Annotated in this window: 12 protein-coding genes; 8 read left to right on the top strand and 4 right to left on the bottom strand. The window is 73.5% G+C overall.

Annotated features, from left to right (window positions below):
- The first annotated feature begins 44 nt into the window (after nt 1-44).
- On the top strand, nt 45-989 hold the full coding sequence (locus R2E43_RS07960) for an aminoglycoside phosphotransferase family protein (RefSeq protein WP_332056058.1): 945 nt from the start codon (nt 45-47) through the stop codon (nt 987-989).
- A gap of 10 nt (nt 990-999) precedes the next feature.
- Here R2E43_RS07960 and treZ read toward each other — a convergent pair whose 3' ends face one another.
- Complete coding sequence (treZ, locus tag R2E43_RS07955; protein ID WP_332056057.1) at nt 1000-2745, bottom strand: malto-oligosyltrehalose trehalohydrolase; 1746 nt, start codon at nt 2743-2745, stop codon at nt 1000-1002.
- Nucleotides 2746-2922: 177 nt separating this feature from the next.
- Here treZ and R2E43_RS07950 point away from each other — a divergent pair, with 177 nt between their 5' ends.
- The gene (locus tag R2E43_RS07950; protein ID WP_003972841.1) at nt 2923-3474 is read left to right on the top strand and encodes a DUF1707 and FHA domain-containing protein; all 552 of its coding nucleotides are present in this window, start codon (nt 2923-2925) and stop codon (nt 3472-3474) included.
- A gap of 225 nt (nt 3475-3699) precedes the next feature.
- The gene (locus tag R2E43_RS07945; protein WP_016327597.1) at nt 3700-5025 is read left to right on the top strand and encodes a M14 family zinc carboxypeptidase; all 1326 of its coding nucleotides are present in this window, start codon (nt 3700-3702) and stop codon (nt 5023-5025) included.
- Between the two features lie 7 nt (nt 5026-5032).
- Here R2E43_RS07945 and treY read toward each other — a convergent pair whose 3' ends face one another.
- Together treY and glgX are read right to left on the bottom strand one after the other, a co-directional pair.
- Nucleotides 5033-7450, bottom strand: a complete 2418-nt coding sequence (treY, locus tag R2E43_RS07940; RefSeq protein WP_332056056.1) for a malto-oligosyltrehalose synthase — start codon at nt 7448-7450, stop codon at nt 5033-5035.
- 69 nt (nt 7451-7519) lie between these two features.
- Nucleotides 7520-9628: a glycogen debranching protein GlgX gene (gene glgX, locus R2E43_RS07935; RefSeq protein ID WP_030864245.1), complete on the bottom strand. Its 2109-nt coding sequence runs from the start codon at nt 9626-9628 to the stop codon at nt 7520-7522.
- A 556-nt stretch (nt 9629-10184) separates the two neighbouring features.
- On the opposite strand from glgX, the gene R2E43_RS07930 reads away from it, so the two are divergent.
- Nucleotides 10185-11432, top strand: a complete 1248-nt coding sequence (locus tag R2E43_RS07930; RefSeq protein WP_011030641.1) for an SAV2148 family HEPN domain-containing protein — start codon at nt 10185-10187, stop codon at nt 11430-11432.
- 114 nt (nt 11433-11546) lie between these two features.
- Nucleotides 11547-12281, top strand: a complete 735-nt coding sequence (locus tag R2E43_RS07925) for a 3'-5' exonuclease (RefSeq protein WP_332056055.1) — start codon at nt 11547-11549, stop codon at nt 12279-12281.
- Nucleotides 12282-12339: 58 nt separating this feature from the next.
- On the opposite strand, the gene R2E43_RS07920 is transcribed toward R2E43_RS07925, so the two are convergent.
- Nucleotides 12340-13206: a phosphotransferase enzyme family protein gene (locus R2E43_RS07920; RefSeq protein ID WP_332056054.1), complete on the bottom strand. Its 867-nt coding sequence runs from the start codon at nt 13204-13206 to the stop codon at nt 12340-12342.
- Between the two features lie 161 nt (nt 13207-13367).
- Here R2E43_RS07920 and R2E43_RS07915 point away from each other — a divergent pair, with 161 nt between their 5' ends.
- From R2E43_RS07915 to R2E43_RS07905, 3 genes are read left to right on the top strand one after another with little or no spacing between them, the layout of a single operon-like run.
- Nucleotides 13368-14315 carry a carbohydrate ABC transporter permease gene (locus R2E43_RS07915; RefSeq protein WP_332056053.1) on the top strand — a complete coding sequence of 316 codons (948 nt, stop codon included), beginning with the start codon at nt 13368-13370 and terminating at the stop codon, nt 14313-14315.
- Nucleotides 14312-15145: a carbohydrate ABC transporter permease gene (locus tag R2E43_RS07910; protein WP_030864252.1), complete on the top strand. Its 834-nt coding sequence runs from the start codon at nt 14312-14314 to the stop codon at nt 15143-15145. Before R2E43_RS07915 ends, R2E43_RS07910 begins: the two co-directional genes overlap by 4 nt.
- Nucleotides 15145-16437, top strand: coding sequence for an ABC transporter substrate-binding protein (locus R2E43_RS07905; protein WP_210984316.1), 1293 nt, complete (start codon nt 15145-15147; stop codon nt 16435-16437). The genes R2E43_RS07910 and R2E43_RS07905 overlap by 1 nt, the downstream gene beginning before the upstream one ends.
- The last annotated feature ends 37 nt before the right edge of the window (nt 16438-16474 follow it).

Here is a 16474-nt window from a genome sequence, read left to right as displayed (position 1 = left end):
CGACCCCGAACGCCCCGGCAGACCCTTCAGGACGACGGCGCGACATGACCCAGGCACCGACACCCACCGCGGACACCGTCCGCCGACTGGTCCGCTCCCTGCTGGGCGGGAGCACGGAACCCGACGTCCGGCCGGTCGCCGAAGGCGTCGCACCCGACACCTGGTGGGTCGGCACCCGGCACGTACTGCGGCTGGCCCCCGACCGGGAGACCGCGGTGCGCGGCCGCCGCGAACTGCGCCTGCGCGAACTGGTCCGGCCGTACCTGCCGGTCGCGCTGCCGGCCAGCGTGGCGCACGGGGAGTGGGCGCCGGGACTCGCGTACACCCTGGACGCCAAGGTGGCCGGCGGGTCGGGCGAGGACCACGACGTGTCCGCCCTGGGCGAGGCGGACCTCGCGGCGCTGCTCACCGGCCTGCGCGAGGTGCCGGTCCGGCAGGCCGAGACGCTCGGCGTACCGCGGGCGGCCCCGCGCTCCCTGGAGGCTCTGCGCCAGTCCGCCGAGCGTGCCGCCCGCCGCCTCGCCGCGGCCGACGAGTTCGACACCGCGCGGCCGGAACGGCTCACCCGGGAGGCGGCGGCCCAGCTCGGCGTCCAGCCGGGCGCGGCGGTCCTGGTCCACCACGGGCTGACCGGGGGGCACCTCGTGGTCAGCGCCGACGGCCGGGTGCGCGGCGTCCTCGGCTGGAGCGACGCGGTCCTCGGCGACCCGGCCGAGGACATCGCCGGGCTGGCCCTCTCCGTGGGTTCACCCGCCGCCGTCCGCGCGGCCACCCTCGCCGGCTACGGCGCCCGGCCCTGCCTGCGCGGCCTGTGGCTGGCCCGCTGCGACGCGGTAATCCACCTCGCGGAGGCACTCGACGGCCACGGCGGCGGGCCGCTGCCCGCGACCGTGCCGCTGCTCAGGACCCGGCTGCGACGCGCCTGGGAACCGATCCTCCTGGAACGCGTGACCGAGCTGCGCGACGACGGCCGGGACGACACCGCCTGAGCGCCCCTGCTCACTCCTGGACCAGCACCACGCTCGACTCGCCCGGCACCCGCAGTATTCCGTTCGCGCCCGGCCCCTCCACCGGTTCCCACGCCGCGAGCACGCGCGCGGGCCGGTTGCCCAGAGGGATCGCCGCCGGCTCGGTGCCCAGGTTGACGGCCACCCGGATGTCGCCGCGCCGGAAGGCGAGCCAGCGCCCCGTGCCGTCGTAGGCCACCCTGGTGTCGGCCAGGTCCGGGTCGGTCAGGTCCGGCTGCTCGGCGCGCAGGGCGATCAGCCGCCGGTACCAGTCCAGTACGCGCGCGTGCGGCTCGCGCTCCTGCTCCGACCAGTCGAGGCAGGAGCGCTCACGCGTCGCCGGGTCCTGCGGGTCGGGCACGTCCTCCTCCCGCCAGCCGTGCGCGGCGAACTCCCGCCGTCTGCCCTGCCGTACCGCCTGGGCGAGCTGGGGGTCGGTGTGGTCGGTGAAGAACTGCCACGGGGTGCCCGCCGCCCACTCCTCGCCCATGAACAGCATCGGCGTGAACGGCGCGGTCAGGGTCAGGGTGGCCGCGCAGGCGGCGAGGCCCGGGGAGACCAGGGAGGCCAGACGGTCGCCCTGGGCGCGGTTGCCGACCTGGTCGTGGGTCTGGCTGTAGCCGGTCAGCCGGTGCGCGGCGACCCGGCCCCGGTCCAGCGCACGGCCGTGCGAACGGCCCCGGAAACTGGAGTAGGTGCCGTCGTGGAAGTAGCCCCGGATCAGGGTCTTGGCGAGCGCCGCCAGCGGATCGCGCGCGAAGTCGGCGTAGTAGCCCTGCGACTCCCCGGTCAGGGCGGCGTGCAGCGCGTGGTGGAAGTCGTCGTTCCACTGCGCGTGCACGCCCAGGCCGCCCTCCGCGCGCGGGGTGATGATCCGCGGGTCGTTCAGGTCGGACTCGGCGATCAGGAAGAGCGGCCGCTCCAGGTCGGCCGCCAGGCCGTCCACGGCAGTCGACAACTGCTCCAGGAAGTGGCACGCGCGCGTGTCGGCCAGCGCGTGCACCGCGTCCAGGCGCAGCCCGTCGAGCCGGTAGTCCCGCAGCCACGCCAGCGCGCTGTCCACCAGGTACGCCCGCACCTCGTCCGAGCCGGGCGCGTCCAGGTTCACGGCGACGCCCCAGGGCGTGTGGTGGGTGTCGGTGAAGTACGGGCCGAAGGCGGGCAGGTGGTTGCCGGACGGGCCCAGGTGGTTGTGCACCACGTCCAGGACCACGCCGAGCCCGAGGTCGTGCGCCCGGTCGACGAACCGTTTCAGCGCCTCGGGCCCGCCGTACGGCTCGTGCACCGCCCACAGCGAGACCCCCTCGTAGCCCCAGCCGTGCCGCCCGGGGAAGGGGCACAGCGGCATCAACTCGACGTGCGTGACGCCAAGCCCCGCCAGGTGCCCGAGGCGCTCCGCGGCGGCGTCCAGCGTCCCCTCGGGGGTGTACGTCCCCACGTGCAGCTCGTACAGCACGCCGCCGGGCAGCGGGCGTCCGGCCCACGGAGTGCGCCACGCGTACCGCCCGTGGTCGACCACCGCGCTGAGCCCGTCGGGACCGTCCGGCTGGCGGCGCGAGCGCGGGTCCGGCAGCACCGGACCGTCGTCCACCGCGAAGCCGTAGCGCGAACCGTCCCGCGCCGGAGCCTCACCGCACCACCACCCCGGCCGCTCCGGATCGCGCTCCAGCGCGCGCGTGGCGCCGTCGCACCGCAACGTCACTCGGCCGGCCTGTGGTGCCCACACCTCGAACTGCACGGACGGTTCCCCTTCGTCTGCTCACCGTGATGTAGCGCGTCCATGTTCCAGCACGAGGGGATCATTCCGCTGGGGATTGCCCTCGCGCGCGGCGGGTGTCGTGACGCTCGCGCGGGGGGCGCTCGCCCTTTTCCCGTTTTCTGGACACTCCGGCTCCGCTGACCGACAATCAGCTGCGTGACGTCGTCCTTCGAGTTCCCCACGTATCCCGCGCGGCTGTCCGACGCGGAGCGCGACAAGGCGCTGAGCGTGCTCCGGGACGGCGTCGCCATGGGGCGCCTGTCGCACGACACGTTCATCCGCCGGATGGAGCTGGCGCTCGCCGCCCGCCGTCTGGAGGAGCTGGCCGTGCTCACCGCCGACCTGCCCGCCGAGAACCGGCTGTCCCGGCTGGTGTTCGGCACCGTCGAGGCGGTGTCCGGATTCGGCGTACGGCTCGGCCGGGCGTGGCGGGCCGAGCGGCTGCCCAAGCTGCTGCTGCCCCACCCCGGCGCCGGACATCCGCTGCGCATAGGGCGCGATCCCGCCAGCGGACTGCGGCTGAGCCACGAGACGGTCTCCCGGGTGCACGCGGAACTCAGCCGGCAGGGCGGCATGTGGGTACTGCGCGACCTGGGTTCCACCAACGGCACCACGGTCAACGGGCGGCGGGTCATCGGCGCGGCCGTCGTCCGCGAGGGCGATCAGATCGGCTTCGGCGGGATGTCCTTCCGCCTGGCGGCGAACTGACGCGACCCGGCGACCCGGCGACCCGGTGGGAGCCCTCCGGGTGGATCCATGGCCCGCGCTTCACTAGGAGTCGTGACCGTCTCCGTGGCTGAAACCGCTTTGCTTTTCGTGGTGTTGACGTACCCCGCAAGTCGTGACTGACTGTGCGTACACCGCACACACCAGGTGAATCGACGGCCCGCTTCGTGGAGGTGTGCCCTGCCGCCCCTCCTGCGCTACCCGACCGTGGACGAGCTGGGCGCCCGGGCCGCCGCACTCGTCGCCCGGTACCCCAGACACGCCCGGCTGCGGCGTGTCGGCACGTCCCGCGCGGGCAGCCCGCTGCTGCTGCTCTCCGTCGGCCACGGCAGCCGCCAGGTCCTCGTCGTCGGCGGCCCGCACGCGAACGAGCCCGTGGGCGGCGCCACCGCCCTGCGGCTGGCCGAGCGGGCCGTGGCCGACCCCCGGCTCACCGAGGGCGCCGACGCCACCTGGAACCTGCTGCTCTGCGTCGACCCCGACGGCCTGCGCCGCAACGAGGGCTGGCTCACCGGCCCCTACACCCTCGGCCGCTACGCCCGTAACTTCTTCCGGCCCGGCTTCCTGGAGCAGCCCGAGTGGCTGCCCGACGGCCCGGACCGCGCCACGCTGCCCGAGACCCGCACCCTGCTCGCGCTCCAGGACGAACTGCGGCCCTTCCTTCAGTGCTCCCTGCACGGCGTGGACGTCGGCGGCGGATTCGTCGAGCTGACCCACGAGCTGCCGGGCCTGGCCCAGCGCATCTCCCACACCGCGGCGCGGCTCGGCATACCCCGCGAACTCGGCGCCTACGACACCCTGTACTGGCCCGACCTCGGACCCGCCGTCTACCGCATCCCGCCGCCCCGCCGCGGCGACCTGACCGCCGCCATCACCGAGGCCGCCGTCGACTCGACCTGGTGCCACCCGCGGCGCCACGGCACCGTCACCGCGGTCGTCGAGGCTCCCATGTGGGGCGTTGCGGCCGTGGCGGACGACTCGCCCCCCGTCGACCGCGACGGCGTCCTGCGCACCGTGAGCCGCACCCTGCGCCACGACACCCGCCGGCTGCGCCGCGTCCTCGCCCGGCTCAGGCCCCACCTCGCCGCCGTGCCGGAGGCGGCGCACCTGCTCGCACCGGTCGACGACTACCTGCTGGTCTGCCCCCGGCTCGCCGACGAGTGGGACCCCGACACCGACGACCGGACCGACCGCTCACTGCCGCCGATGAACACCTCCCACCTCGTGGCACTGCGGCTGGCCGGGCGCCGCCTGTCGCTGCGTACCGCGGGGCTGCTGCACCAGCTGGTCACCCGTACCGGGGGCGATCCGGCGGGCGTCCTGGCCGAGCTGGACCGGCTCGTCGACGAGGGCTGCGCCGACTACCGCGACGGCTGCGGGGCGCACTGGATACCGGTCGGGCGCCAGGTGGAGTACCAGACCCGGGTCGTGCTCGCCGCCTTCGAACTGGCCGGACGGCGTGCCGCCGCGGGCGCCCGCTCGGGCGAGCCGGGCCGGGGTTCCGAGGCCGCGGTGCCGATGCACCGCGACTGACCCGCGATCAGCCGCCGTCCCCCCGTGTTCCCGCCTCCTCCACCCGCTCCAGGAGCGCCACCGGCGTGTCCGCGAAAAGGTCCGCCACGCGCGCGTCGCCCGCGAACTCCCGCCCGGGCGCCAGCGCGTCGGCCCATCTGCCGGGCGGCAGCGGCAGCGTCGTGCCGCGCCAGCCGCCCGCCTCGGCCAGCCGCAGCGACAGCCGGGTCACGGCGGTCACGGTCCGCCCCGACCTGGCGAACGCCACGCAGTGTGCCGCCGCCGGGCCCTCGGCGGGCAGCGGCTCGTACGTCCCCGTGTCGCCGAAGACGCCGGGCCGCCGGGCCCGCAGTGCCAGCGCCGCCCGCGTCACCGCCGCCTTCGCCCCGGGGCCCCCGGCCCAGCCCTCGTCCCCGGCCGCGGGGAAGTCCACCGCGCGGCGGTTGTCCGGGTCCACCAGGGCCAGGTACTCGTGCTCGGTGCCCTGGTAGAGGTCCGGTACGCCCGGCATCGTCAGGTGGACCAGGGCCGTGCCGAGGACGTTGGCCCGGATGTGCGGCGCCAGCGCCTCGCGCAGGGCGGTCACCCGCGCGCCCGGCGCGCCGCCCGGCCCCGCCGCCACGAACCGGGCCACCGCCTCCTCGTACGAGGGGTCCTGCTCCGTCCAGGTGGTGTGCGTCCCCGCCTCGCGCACGTGCTTGAGCAGCGCCTCCCGCACCCGTTCCCGGTCCGCCGGGCCCAGACCGAACACCGTCTGCCAGGCCGCCCACGCCAGCTGCCCGTCCGGCGGACCCTCGTCCGTGCCGGTGGCCCCGGCGGCCTCGGTCAGGACGTCCGCCCACCGCGCGGGGCACTGGGTCAGCACCGCCAGCGCGGCGCGGACGTCGACGCTGCGCTTGGTGTCATGGGTCGACACGACCGTGCCCGTGGCGGGCCAGTCGCGCTGCACGCGCGCGCAGTAGGCGTGGAACTCCTGCGGCGACACGGCCGGACGGCCCGGATCCCCGCCCACCTCGGTGGCCGACAGCAACGGTACGTAGCGGTAGAAGGCCGTGTCCTCGACGGACTTGGCGCGCAGCGCCGACGCGGTCTGCGCGAACCGCGTCCGGAACTCCACGTGATCCGGTCCGTCCCCGTACCGCCCCAGCACCAGGCCCCGTACGACGTCCACCGCGCCGGCCTCCTCGGGCACCGTGAAGGCGTGCCGCGCCCCGGCCGCCGCCTCCTCGGTGACGACCGCCGCCGCGTCCACCGAGGTGTACGGCCGGTACACCTCCAGCCGCACCAGCAGCTCCACCAGCGCCGTGCGCAACGCCCAGGGCGCCCGGTCGCGCAGCGCCGGGTCCGGCGCGGCGGCGCACAGGCGGTGCGCCACCCGGGTCAGCCGGTCCAGCTCGGTGGCCAGCTCGTGCGTGAGCACCTCGTACGCCGCGCGCCGCACCGTCGCCGCCCAGTCCCCGCCCAGGTCCGCCTGCGGGGCGGCGAACCGTCGGTACCGGTCGAGCAGTTGTCCGTAGCCGGCGGGGTCCGTGAACAGCCCGTCGACGTGCCGCAGGGCGTCGTAGCCGGTCGTGCCCGCGACGGGCCAGGCGGCGGGCAGCCGCTCCCCGTCCGCGAGGATCTTCTCCACCACCGTCCACCGTCCGCCGCTCGCCCGGTGCAGCCGTTCCAGGTACGCGTCGGGGTCGGCGAGGCCGTCGGGATGGTCGACGCGCAGTCCGTCGATCACGCCCTCGTGCAGCAGCCGCAGGACGGTGCCGTGCGTCGCCTCGAACACCTCCGGGTCCTCCACGCGCACGCCGATCAGCTCCGAGATGCTGAAGAAGCGCCGGTAGTTCAGCTCGGTGCGGGCCAGCCGCCACCACGCCGGGCGGTACCACTGCGCGTCCAGCAGCCGTGGCAGCGGCAGGTCCGCGGTGCCGTCCCGCAGCGGGAAGGCGTGCTCGTGGTAGCGCAGCACGTCGCCGTCGACCCGGAGGTCGTCCAGCACCTCGCCGAGCGGGGCGCCCAGCACCGGCAGCAGCAGCCGGCCGTCCTGCGCCTGCCAGTCGATGTCGAACCACCGCGCGTAGGGCGATGAGGGCCCCTCGCGCAGCACCTCCCACAGGGCGTGGTTGTGACGCGGCGACATCGCCATGTGGTTGGGCACGATGTCCACCACCAGGCCCAGGCCGTGCTCCCGCGCGGTGCGCGACAGCGCCCGCAGACCCTCCTCACCGCCCAGTTCGGCGCGCACGCGCGCGTGGTCGACGACGTCGTAGCCGTGGAGCGAGCCCGGGACCGCCTCGAGGACGGGCGACAGGTGCAGGTGCGACACGCCGAGCGAGGCCAGATACGGCACGGCCGCCGCCGCGGCCTTGAACGGGAAGGACGGCTGCAACTGGAGCCGGTAGGTCGCCGAGGGGACGGAGGCGGGGGAGACGGGGCTGGGTCGCTCAGGTGTCATGGAACCCTACGTACCCGCCCCGCCGCCATTCCTGTCACCGTCCCCCGCACGGGTGCGGCGCGAGACCCCCTACACCGGCCGCTGCAACACCGTCAGGCTCCGGTCCAGGAGGGTCAGCCGGTCCCCGGCCTGCACCTTCGGGCCCGTGCCCGCGGGCACCCCGGCCGTCAGAGCGGTGTCGACGACCACCTCCCACTGCCGGCCGTGATCGACCGGCACCACGAAGTCCAGCGGCCTCGGCGCGGCGTTGAACATCAGCAGGAACGAATCGTCGGCGATGCGTTCCCCGCGGGTGCCGGGCTCGGAGATCGCGTTGCCGTTCAGGAAGACCGTGAGCGCGGAGGCCCGTGCCGAGTTCCAGTCCCGCTGGGCCATCTCCGCGCCCTCCGGCGTGAACCAGGCGATGTCCGACAGCTCGTCGTGGGTGCCCTGCACCGGGCGCCCGTGGAAGAAGCGGCGCCTGCGCAGGACCGGGTGGTCCTTGCGCAGCCAGACCATCGCGCGGGTGAACTCCAGGAGGTCGTGGCCGTCCTCGGGCCACGCCACCCACGCCAGCTCGTTGTCCTGGCAGTAGGCGTTGTTGTTGCCCCGCTGGGTGCGGGCGAACTCGTCGCCGTGGCTGAGCATCGGGACGCCCTGGGAGAGCAGCAGCGTGGCGATGAAGTTGCGCATCTGCCGCGCCCGCAGCTCCAGCACCGCCGGATCGTCGGTGTCGCCCTCGACACCGCAGTTCCAGGAACGGTTGTGGCTCTCGCCGTCCCGGTTGTCCTCGCCGTTGGCGTGGTTGTGCTTGTCGTTGTAGGCCACCATGTCGTGCAGCGTGAAGCCGTCGTGGCAGGTCACGAAGTTGATCGAGGCCAGCGGGCGGCGCCCGTCGTCCTGGTAGAGGTCGGAGGAACCGGTCAGCCGGGACGCGAACTCCGCCAGCGTGCGCGGCTCGCCGCGCCACAGGTCCCGCACCGTGTCCCGGTACTTGCCGTTCCACTCGGTCCACAGCGGCGGGAAGTTGCCCACCTGGTAGCCGCCCTCGCCCACGTCCCACGGCTCGGCGATCAGCTTCACCTGCGAGACCACGGGGTCCTGCTGCACCAGGTCGAAGAACGACGACAGCCGGTCCACCTCGTGGAACTGCCGGGCCAGCGTGGCCGCGAGGTCGAAACGGAACCCGTCCACGTGCATCTCGGTGACCCAGTACCGCAGCGAGTCCATGATCATCTGGAGTACGTGCGGGGACCGCATGAGCAGCGAGTTCCCGGTCCCCGTGGTGTCCATGTAGTAGCGGGGGTCGTCGGCCAGCCGGTAGTACGAGGGATTGTCCAGCCCCTTGAAGGACAGCGTCGGGCCCAGGTGGTTGCCCTCCGCGGTGTGGTTGTAGACCACGTCGAGGATCACCTCGATCCCGGCCTCGTGCAGCGCCTTGACCGCGGACTTGAACTCCAGCACCTGCTGGCCGCGGTCCCCCCAGGAGGCGTAGGCGTTGTGCGGGGCGAAGAACCCGACCGTGTTGTAGCCCCAGTAGTTGTTGAGGCCCATGTCCACCAGCCGGTGGTCGTTGACGAACTGATGGACCGGCATCAGCTCCAGCGCGGTCACCCCGAGCCCCGTGAGGTGCTCGATGAGCGCCGGGTGCGCGAGGGCCGCGTAGGTGCCCCGCAGCTCCTCGGGCAGGCCCGGGTGGCGCATGGTCAGGCCCTTCACGTGGGCTTCGTAGATCACCGTGTGGTGGTACTCCGTACGGGGGCGCCGGTCGTCGCCCCAGTCGAAGTACGGGTTGACCACGACCGACGTCATCGTGTGCGGGGCCGAGTCGAGGTCGTTGCGCCGTTCGGGTGCGCCGAAGTGGTAGCCGTACACCTCCTCGCCCCACTGGACCTCCCCGCTGATCGCACGCGCGTACGGATCGAGGAGCAGCTTGGCGCTGTTGCAGCGCAGTCCGCGCTCCGGGGCGTACGGGCCGTGCACGCGGTAGCCGTACCGCTGCCCCGGCATCACGCCCGGCACGTACGCGTGCCGCACGAAGGCATCGCTCTCCCGCAGCTCGACCGCCGTCTCCGAACCGTCGTCGTGCAGCAGACACAGCTCTACTCGGTCGGCGGCCTCCGTGAAGACCGCGAAGTTGGTGCCGGCGCCGTCGTACGTGGCACCCAGTGGATACGCCTCTCCAGGCCAGACCTGCATGAACACGACTCTTTCAGGTGTGGGGCGCCGGTGCGGACGCCTTGGCTCCGAGTCCCCCGGAAGTCTCCCCGAAAGTGAGGCGACCACCCTAGGGCCTGTCCGGCGGATCCTGCCGCAGACGCGGGGTCCGGCACGCCCGTCTGCGGCGTTGTCGTCGGTTGCCAGGGCTCCGCCCTGTCGCCCTCCTCCGCCTTGCAGCTGGACGCACCGGCCCCCGCTCGCCTGCGCCGGTCGTGAACCGTCGCTCTCCTGGGGCCTGATCCGCCGGACAGGCCCTAGCACGTACGTCCTCCTACCCACCCAGGAGGCGTTCCCTCCGCACGGGCCCCCGCGAGGGGCGCGGAACCACCGTCGCGCCACCCGGCCACGTCACCGCTATGAATCCGCTCACTCCCCGGTGTGAGCGCGAGCGGAACGCGCCCGCGGATCAAGGAGGTTGGCAAAACCGGCCCGTCCATCGGGCTGCACCGCGGACCGCTACCGGAGTACCCTTCCTTGATCGTTGGGACGGGGTGTCCCCGGCAGTGTGTCCGGGGGAGCGGAAGGCGGTACTCGGGTGGGCTCGGGAGGGCTGGAGCTGCCTCCTGGTGACGACGGTCACCAGGGGAACTCCACGGACGTCCCGCCCGGCGCGGTGTCCCTGGCGCGGCCGATGAACGCGGGCGCGATCGGTCCGGAACTGGACTGGGACGCGGCGGCCTGGCACGAGGTGCGCACGCGTGCGCAGCGGGCGGGCCGGGCCTACATCTGGCTCAATCTGGTCGAGCAGCGGCTGCGCGCGGTCGTGGCCGCCGTCCTGCGGCCGGTCTACGAACCGGTCCACGGCGACGACTGGGTGGTCGCCGCCGCCGGACCCGCCGGCCAGGAGTGGGTGCAGCGCGCCGTCGCGGTCCGCGAGGTCAGCCGCCGCAAGGGCTACCTGCTCGACCCGGCCGACGACAACGTCCTCTCCTTCCTCACCCTGCCCCAGCTGCGCGAGCTGATGGTGCAGCACTGGCCCTGCTTCGAGCCCTACGTGGACGAGCGCCGCGACGTCGAACTCGCCCTGGACGAGCTGGAGGTCACCCGCAACGTCGTCTCCCGCAACCGGGCCCTGTCCGAGGCGGTCCTGAACCAGGCCGAGCGGGCCTCGGCGCGACTCCTCGAGGTGCTCGGCGCGGGCAGCGACGTGCCGTCCGCGCGCCGGCTCCCGGTGGACGCCGTGGAGGACCTGGTCGGGGACCGCTACGCCGACGTGGTCGCCGTGCACTCGGACCGGGTGCGGCTGCTGCGCCAGTTCCCGGCCGAGGACCTGTTCGGCAGCGCCCGCCGCGTGGACGCCCTCGGTATCGGCCTCAACCTGCTCGTGCAGAACTTCTCCGGCCGCCGCCTGCTGCGGATGGCCGAGGGCGGCGGCCGGGTACGGCTGCTCTTCCTGAACCCGGCCTCCAGCGCGATCAAGCGCCGCGAGCGCGAACTGGGCATCAAGCGGGGCGAGCTGAGCCGCGCCGTGGAGATGAACATCCTGCACATGCGCCGGGTACGGGCCCGGCTGCGGGACCCGGGCGCCTTCGAGATCCAGGTCTTCGACGAGACGCCCCGCTTCACGGCCTACCTCGTCGACGGCGACGGCGCCGACGGCATCGCTGTGGTGCAGTCCTACCTGCGCCGCACCCGGGGCATGGAAGCGCCGGTCCTGGTCCTGCGCAACGGGCGGAACGGCGGAAAGGTCGTGAAGTCGGACCGCGTCGACGAGGCGGGACTTTTCCCCACCTACCGTGAGGAATTCGAGCTGATGTGGGCGGATTCGAGGCCGGTGTCGTGAAGGCGGGCCCGGGGTCGGTGCGGCGGTAAGCGGAATGCGATCCTCTGATTGTCAGTGGCCCGTGCGAGGGTGGAGACCACTGGGGGAACGCACCACCAAGAAGGGGGACCGCCCATGGGCTGGCACCGGGAGCTGCTGATCGGCTTCGACCTGGAGACGACGGGCACCGATCCGCGCGAGGCGCGCATCGTCACGGGAGCCGTGATCGAGGTCAGGGGCTCGGAGCCGCTCGGCCGGCGGGAGTGGCTGGCCGACCCCGGAGTGGAGATCCCGGCGGACGCGGTCGCGGTGCACGGCATCAGCAACGAACGCGCGGCCCGCGAGGGCCGGCCCGCCGACCAGGTCGCGGACGCCATCGCCACGGTCCTCGTGGACCACTGGAAGGCGGGCGTCCCGGTCGTCGCCTACAACGCGGCCTTCGACCTCACCCTGCTCGCCGCCGAACTGCGGCGCCACGCGCTGCCGTCCCTGCGCGAGCGGCTGGGCGGACTGGACCCCGCCCCGGTCATCGACCCGTACACGATCGACCGCTCCGTCGACCGCTACCGCAGGGGCAAGCGCAACCTGGAAGCGGTCTGCCGGGAGTACGGAGTCCGGCTCGACGCCGCCCACGACGCCACGGCCGACGCCCTCGCGGCGGCCCGGCTCGCCTGCGCGATAGCCGGCCGCCACCCCAAGGTCGCGGCCCTCGGTCCGGCGGAGCTGCACCGCCGCCAGATCGAGTGGTACGCCGAGTGGGCGGCGGACTTCCAGAGCTTCCTGCGCCGCAAGGGCGACGCCACGGCCGTCGTCGACGGGACCTGGCCGCTGCGCGAGTCGGCCGGGGAGCCGGCCGACGAGCGGGTCTGACCCGGCGCCGTCACCGCCCGGCCCGGCGCACCCCCGGGTCGGACGGGGCACCAGCGCGTCAGAAGGGGTACCAGCGCACCTCGGGGTCCTCGTCCCGCAGCGACGCCACCCTGCGCTCGAACTCGGCCAGTGCCTTGGGGTTGCTCGGGGCGTGCTGGGCCACCCACGCGCAGCTCGCGGTCTCCCGGGCGCCGCGCAGCACCGCGCACCCGTCCCACTCGCGCACGTCCCAGCCGTAGGTCGCGGTGAAGGCGTCGTACGCCTCGGCAGGCAGCCCGTAGCGGTCCCGGCTCAGCGCCATCACCACGAGGTCGTGCTCGCGCAGGTCGGCGGAGAAGGTCTCCAGGTCGATCAGGACCGGCCCGTCGGGACCGACGTGCACATTGCGGGGCAGCGCGTCCCCGTGGATCGGACCCGGCGTCAGGTGCGGGGTGAGCGCGGCGGCCGCCGACGCGAAGCCGTCCCGGCGCTCACGCAGATACGCGGCGTCCGCGGGGTCGATCACGTCGCCCGCCAGGCGCAGCCAGCGTTCCACACCGCCGAGCAGCTCGCGGGGCGGCAGCTCGAAGGAGGAGGGGAGGGCCAGCTCGTGGACGAGCCGGAGCAGCGCGGCCACGTCCCGCGGCTCGGTGGGCCGCACCGGTTCGGGCAGCCGCCGCCACACCGTCACGGGGTGCCCGTCGACGAACAGGGCCGTCGCCTCCGCCGCCCGCACCGCCGGGACGCCCGCCTCCTCCAGCCAGAGTGCGACGGCCAGTTCCCGGCGTGCCCGCCCGAGGAGTTCCGCGTCGCGGCCCACCTTGACCGCCAGGTCACCCGCGGCGAACACCGCGTTCTCGCCGAGGGCCAGCAGCCGCGCCTCCGACGCCGGGCCGGGCAGTACCCCCGCCGCGGCCAGCACCTCCCGCGCCCGTGCCTCGTCCATCGTCTCGTGCCTCCGTGTTCATGCTGTTCATGCCGGTTCCCGCCGTCCGCCGGTCAGTGTCCCATTCGCACAGGTGGGAGCATGTCGGGGGCTCTTGACGGGACGCGGTCACTTCACGACCATGACCAGGCCCGTCCGAGCCGCGCAAAGGGGTTGATTACGTGACATTGGTGACCGAGTCGAGAAGGCCGGCGCACCGTGCGCCCGGCCCGGACGCCCCTCGGGGCGCGCCGGACCACGGCGCCTGGTTCCTGGTGCTGCCCGCGCTGATCCCGATCCTGATCCTCAGCGTCGGGCCGCTGCTGTACGGCGTCCTGCTGGCGTTCACCGACGCCCAGTCGGGCCGCACGGAGCCCACCGAGTGGATCGGCGCCCTGAACTTCCGGGACCTGCTGCACGACACGCTCTTCTGGGAGTCGTTCCGGATCGGCCTGGTGTGGGCCGTCGCGGTGACCGTGCCGCAGTTCCTGCTCGCCCTCGGTCTCGCCCTGCTGCTCAACCAGAACCTCCGGCTGCGCTGGCTGACCCGGGCCCTGGCGATCATCCCCTGGGCGATGCCCGAGGTCGTCGTCGGCATCATGTGGCGGCTGGTCTACAACGCGGACGCGGGCATCCTCAACGAGACCCTGCGCGACCTCGGCCTCGGAAACGGCCACGACTGGCTCAGCGGCCTCGGCACCGCCCTGCCCGCCGTCGTCGTCGTCGGCGTCTGGGCCGGTATGCCGCAGACGACGGTCGCCCTGCTCGCCGGGCTCCAGAACACCCCGCGCGAGCTGCACGAGGCGGCCGCGGTGGACGGCGCGGGAGCCTGGCGCCGCTTTTGCACGGTCACCTGGCCCGCCCTCAGGCCCGTCGCGCTCGCCATCACCGCGCTCAACCTCATCTGGAACCTCAACTCCTTCGCCCTGGTCTACGTGCTGACCAACGGCGGCCCCGGCGGCCGCACCCGGCTGCCCATGCTCTTCGCCTACGAAGAGGCCTTTCGCTACGGCCAGTTCGGCTATGCGGCGGCCATGGGCTGCGTGATGGTCGCCGTGATCTCGATTCTGCTGGCCGTCTTCCTCGCCGGACGGCTCCGGGGCGGGGCCAAGGGGGGTGACGAGGCGTGAGGACCTCGACCGCGGCCCGCACCGGCCAGTACGCGGCGCTGCTCGCCTACCTGGTCTTCCTGGCCTTCCCGTTCCTGTGGCTGATCTCCATCGCCTTCAAGCCGCCGCGCGAGCTGGCCAGTCTGCACCCCACCTGGATCCCCAAGAACCCCACCCTCGACAACTTCCGGCAGGCCTTCGACGAGCAGCCGCTGCTGCACGCCGGGCTCAACTCCCTGCTCGCCGCGCTCGGCGCCGCCGTGATCGCGGTGCTGATCGCGACCCCGATGGCGTACGTCATGGCCCGCCGCCGCGGCCGGCTCGCCAAGGCGGCCACCGGGTGGGTCGTGGTCGGCCAGGCCTTCCCCTTCGTCCTGCTGATCATCCCGCTGTTCCTGGTCCTGAAGAACCTCGGCCTGATCAACTCCGTCCCCGGCCTGGTCATGGTGTACGTCGTCTGGTCGCTGCCGTTCGCGCTGTGGATGCTGGCCGGATACGTCCGCGCCGTGCCGCGCGAACTGGAGGAGGCGGCCGCGGTCGACGGCGCCGGACGGCTGCGGACCCTGGTCTCGGTGACCGCGCCGCTGCTCGCGCCCGGCATCGTGGCCACGGCCCTGTTCGCCTTCATCACCGCGTGGAACGAGTTCTTCTTCGCCCTGGTGCTGCTGAAGACCCCGGAGAAACAGACCCTGCCCGTGATCCTCACCCACTTCATCGGCGCCGAGGGCGTCGCCGACCTCGGACCGCTCGCCGCGGCCGCCTTCCTCGCCACCCTGCCCTCGCTGGTGGTCTTCGCCCTCATCCAGCGGCGGATCACGGGCGGCATGCTCGCCGGGGCGGTGAAGAGCTGATGACGCGGACGCGTACGAGGATCCTCACCCTGTTCGCCTGTGCCGTCCTGCTGCTCGCGGGCTGCTCGGACGGCGGCGACGGGGCGGACGACGGCCGGATCACCCTCCGCTTCCAGTCCCTGGCCTGGCAGGACGAGTCGGTGAAGGCCAACAAGGAACTGGTGCGGAAGTGGAACGCCACCCACCCGGACGTGCGCGTCGAGTACGTCCAGGGCAGCTGGGACAGCGTCCACGACCAACTGCTCACCTCCTTCGAGGGCGGCGAGGCGCCCGACATCATCCACGACGCCTCCGACGACCTCGCCGACTTCGCCTACGGCGGCTACCTCGCCGACCTCACCGGACTGCTGCCCGCGCGGCTGAAGTCGGACATACCGCAACGCAGCTGGGAGACGGTCACCTTCGGCGACGGTGTCTACGGAGTGCCGTTCCTCCAGGAACCGCGGGTGCTGATCGCCAACGCCACCCTGCTCAAGAAGTCCGGCGTCCGGATCCCGACGCCGGAACACCCTTGGAGCTGGGCGGAGTTCCGGCAGGTGACGAAGGAGCTGAGCGGCGACGGCAGGTACGGGGTGGCCTGGCCGCTCAAGGAGCCCGTCTCCGCCACGCTCAACCTCTCCCTGTCCACCGGCGGCAAGCTCTTCCACCGGGGCGCCGACGGAAAGGTGACCGTCCGCTTCGAGGAGGGCGACCAGGTGGTGCCCCGCACCGTCCACGACCAGGTCAACACCGACCGCAGCGCCTCGCCGACCACTCTGGGCAGCGGCGGCTCCGACACCCTGCCCGGCTTCTTCGCGGGCAAGTACGCGATGGTGCCGCTCGGCTTCTCCTACCGCCAGCAGATCGAGCAGCAGGCACCCGAGGGCTTCGACTGGCAGGTGCTGCCCGCCCCGGCCGGCGCCGACGGGCTCGCCCAGGGGGTGAGCCCGCAGACCCTGTCCGTCGCCGAGGACAGCCCGCACAAGAAGGAGGCCGCCGCGTTCGTCGACTTCCTCCTCCAGCCGGACAACATGGTGCGCCTCGCGCTCGGCGACTGGATGCTGCCCACCGGGGAGCAGGCCCTGAAGGACCCCGCCCTGCACACGGCCGAGCGGGGCTGGGCCACCGGCACGGCGCTCGCCGCCCACCTGCGCCCGGCGCCCGCGCAGTCCGTGCGGGGCTACGCCGAGTGGAAGGACAAGGTGGCGACCCCGGCGCTCCAGGAGTACTACAGCGGGGCGATCGGCATGGACGAACTGCGGCACAGGCTGGAGGAGGACGGCAACCTCGTACTCGCCCGCTACCAGCGCTGACGGCCGCCCGCGCGAAAACCCGTTGCCCGGCGGCCAC

Source organism: Streptomyces violaceoruber, from assembly GCF_033406955.1.
GTDB classification, from domain to species: Bacteria; Actinomycetota; Actinomycetes; order Streptomycetales; family Streptomycetaceae; genus Streptomyces; species Streptomyces violaceoruber.
Note: the sequence above shows the minus strand (reverse complement) of the source record. Positions and strands in the feature narration are given on the sequence as shown.

What these genes read in the sequence shown, in the direction of transcription:
- R2E43_RS07925 (WP_332056055.1), top strand. Translation starts at nt 11,547, where the DNA reads ATGGGCTGGCACCGGGAGCTGCTGATCGGCTTCGACCTGGAGACGACG.
- glgX (WP_030864245.1), bottom strand. Translation starts at nt 9,628, where the DNA reads ATGCAGGTCTGGCCTGGAGAGGCGTATCCACTGGGTGCCACGTACGAC.
- R2E43_RS07905 (WP_210984316.1), top strand. Translation starts at nt 15,145, where the DNA reads ATGACGCGGACGCGTACGAGGATCCTCACCCTGTTCGCCTGTGCCGTC.
- R2E43_RS07920 (WP_332056054.1), bottom strand. Translation starts at nt 13,206, where the DNA reads ATGGACGAGGCACGGGCGCGGGAGGTGCTGGCCGCGGCGGGGGTACTG.
- R2E43_RS07960 (WP_332056058.1), top strand. Translation starts at nt 45, where the DNA reads ATGACCCAGGCACCGACACCCACCGCGGACACCGTCCGCCGACTGGTC.
- treY (WP_332056056.1), bottom strand. Translation starts at nt 7,450, where the DNA reads ATGACACCTGAGCGACCCAGCCCCGTCTCCCCCGCCTCCGTCCCCTCG.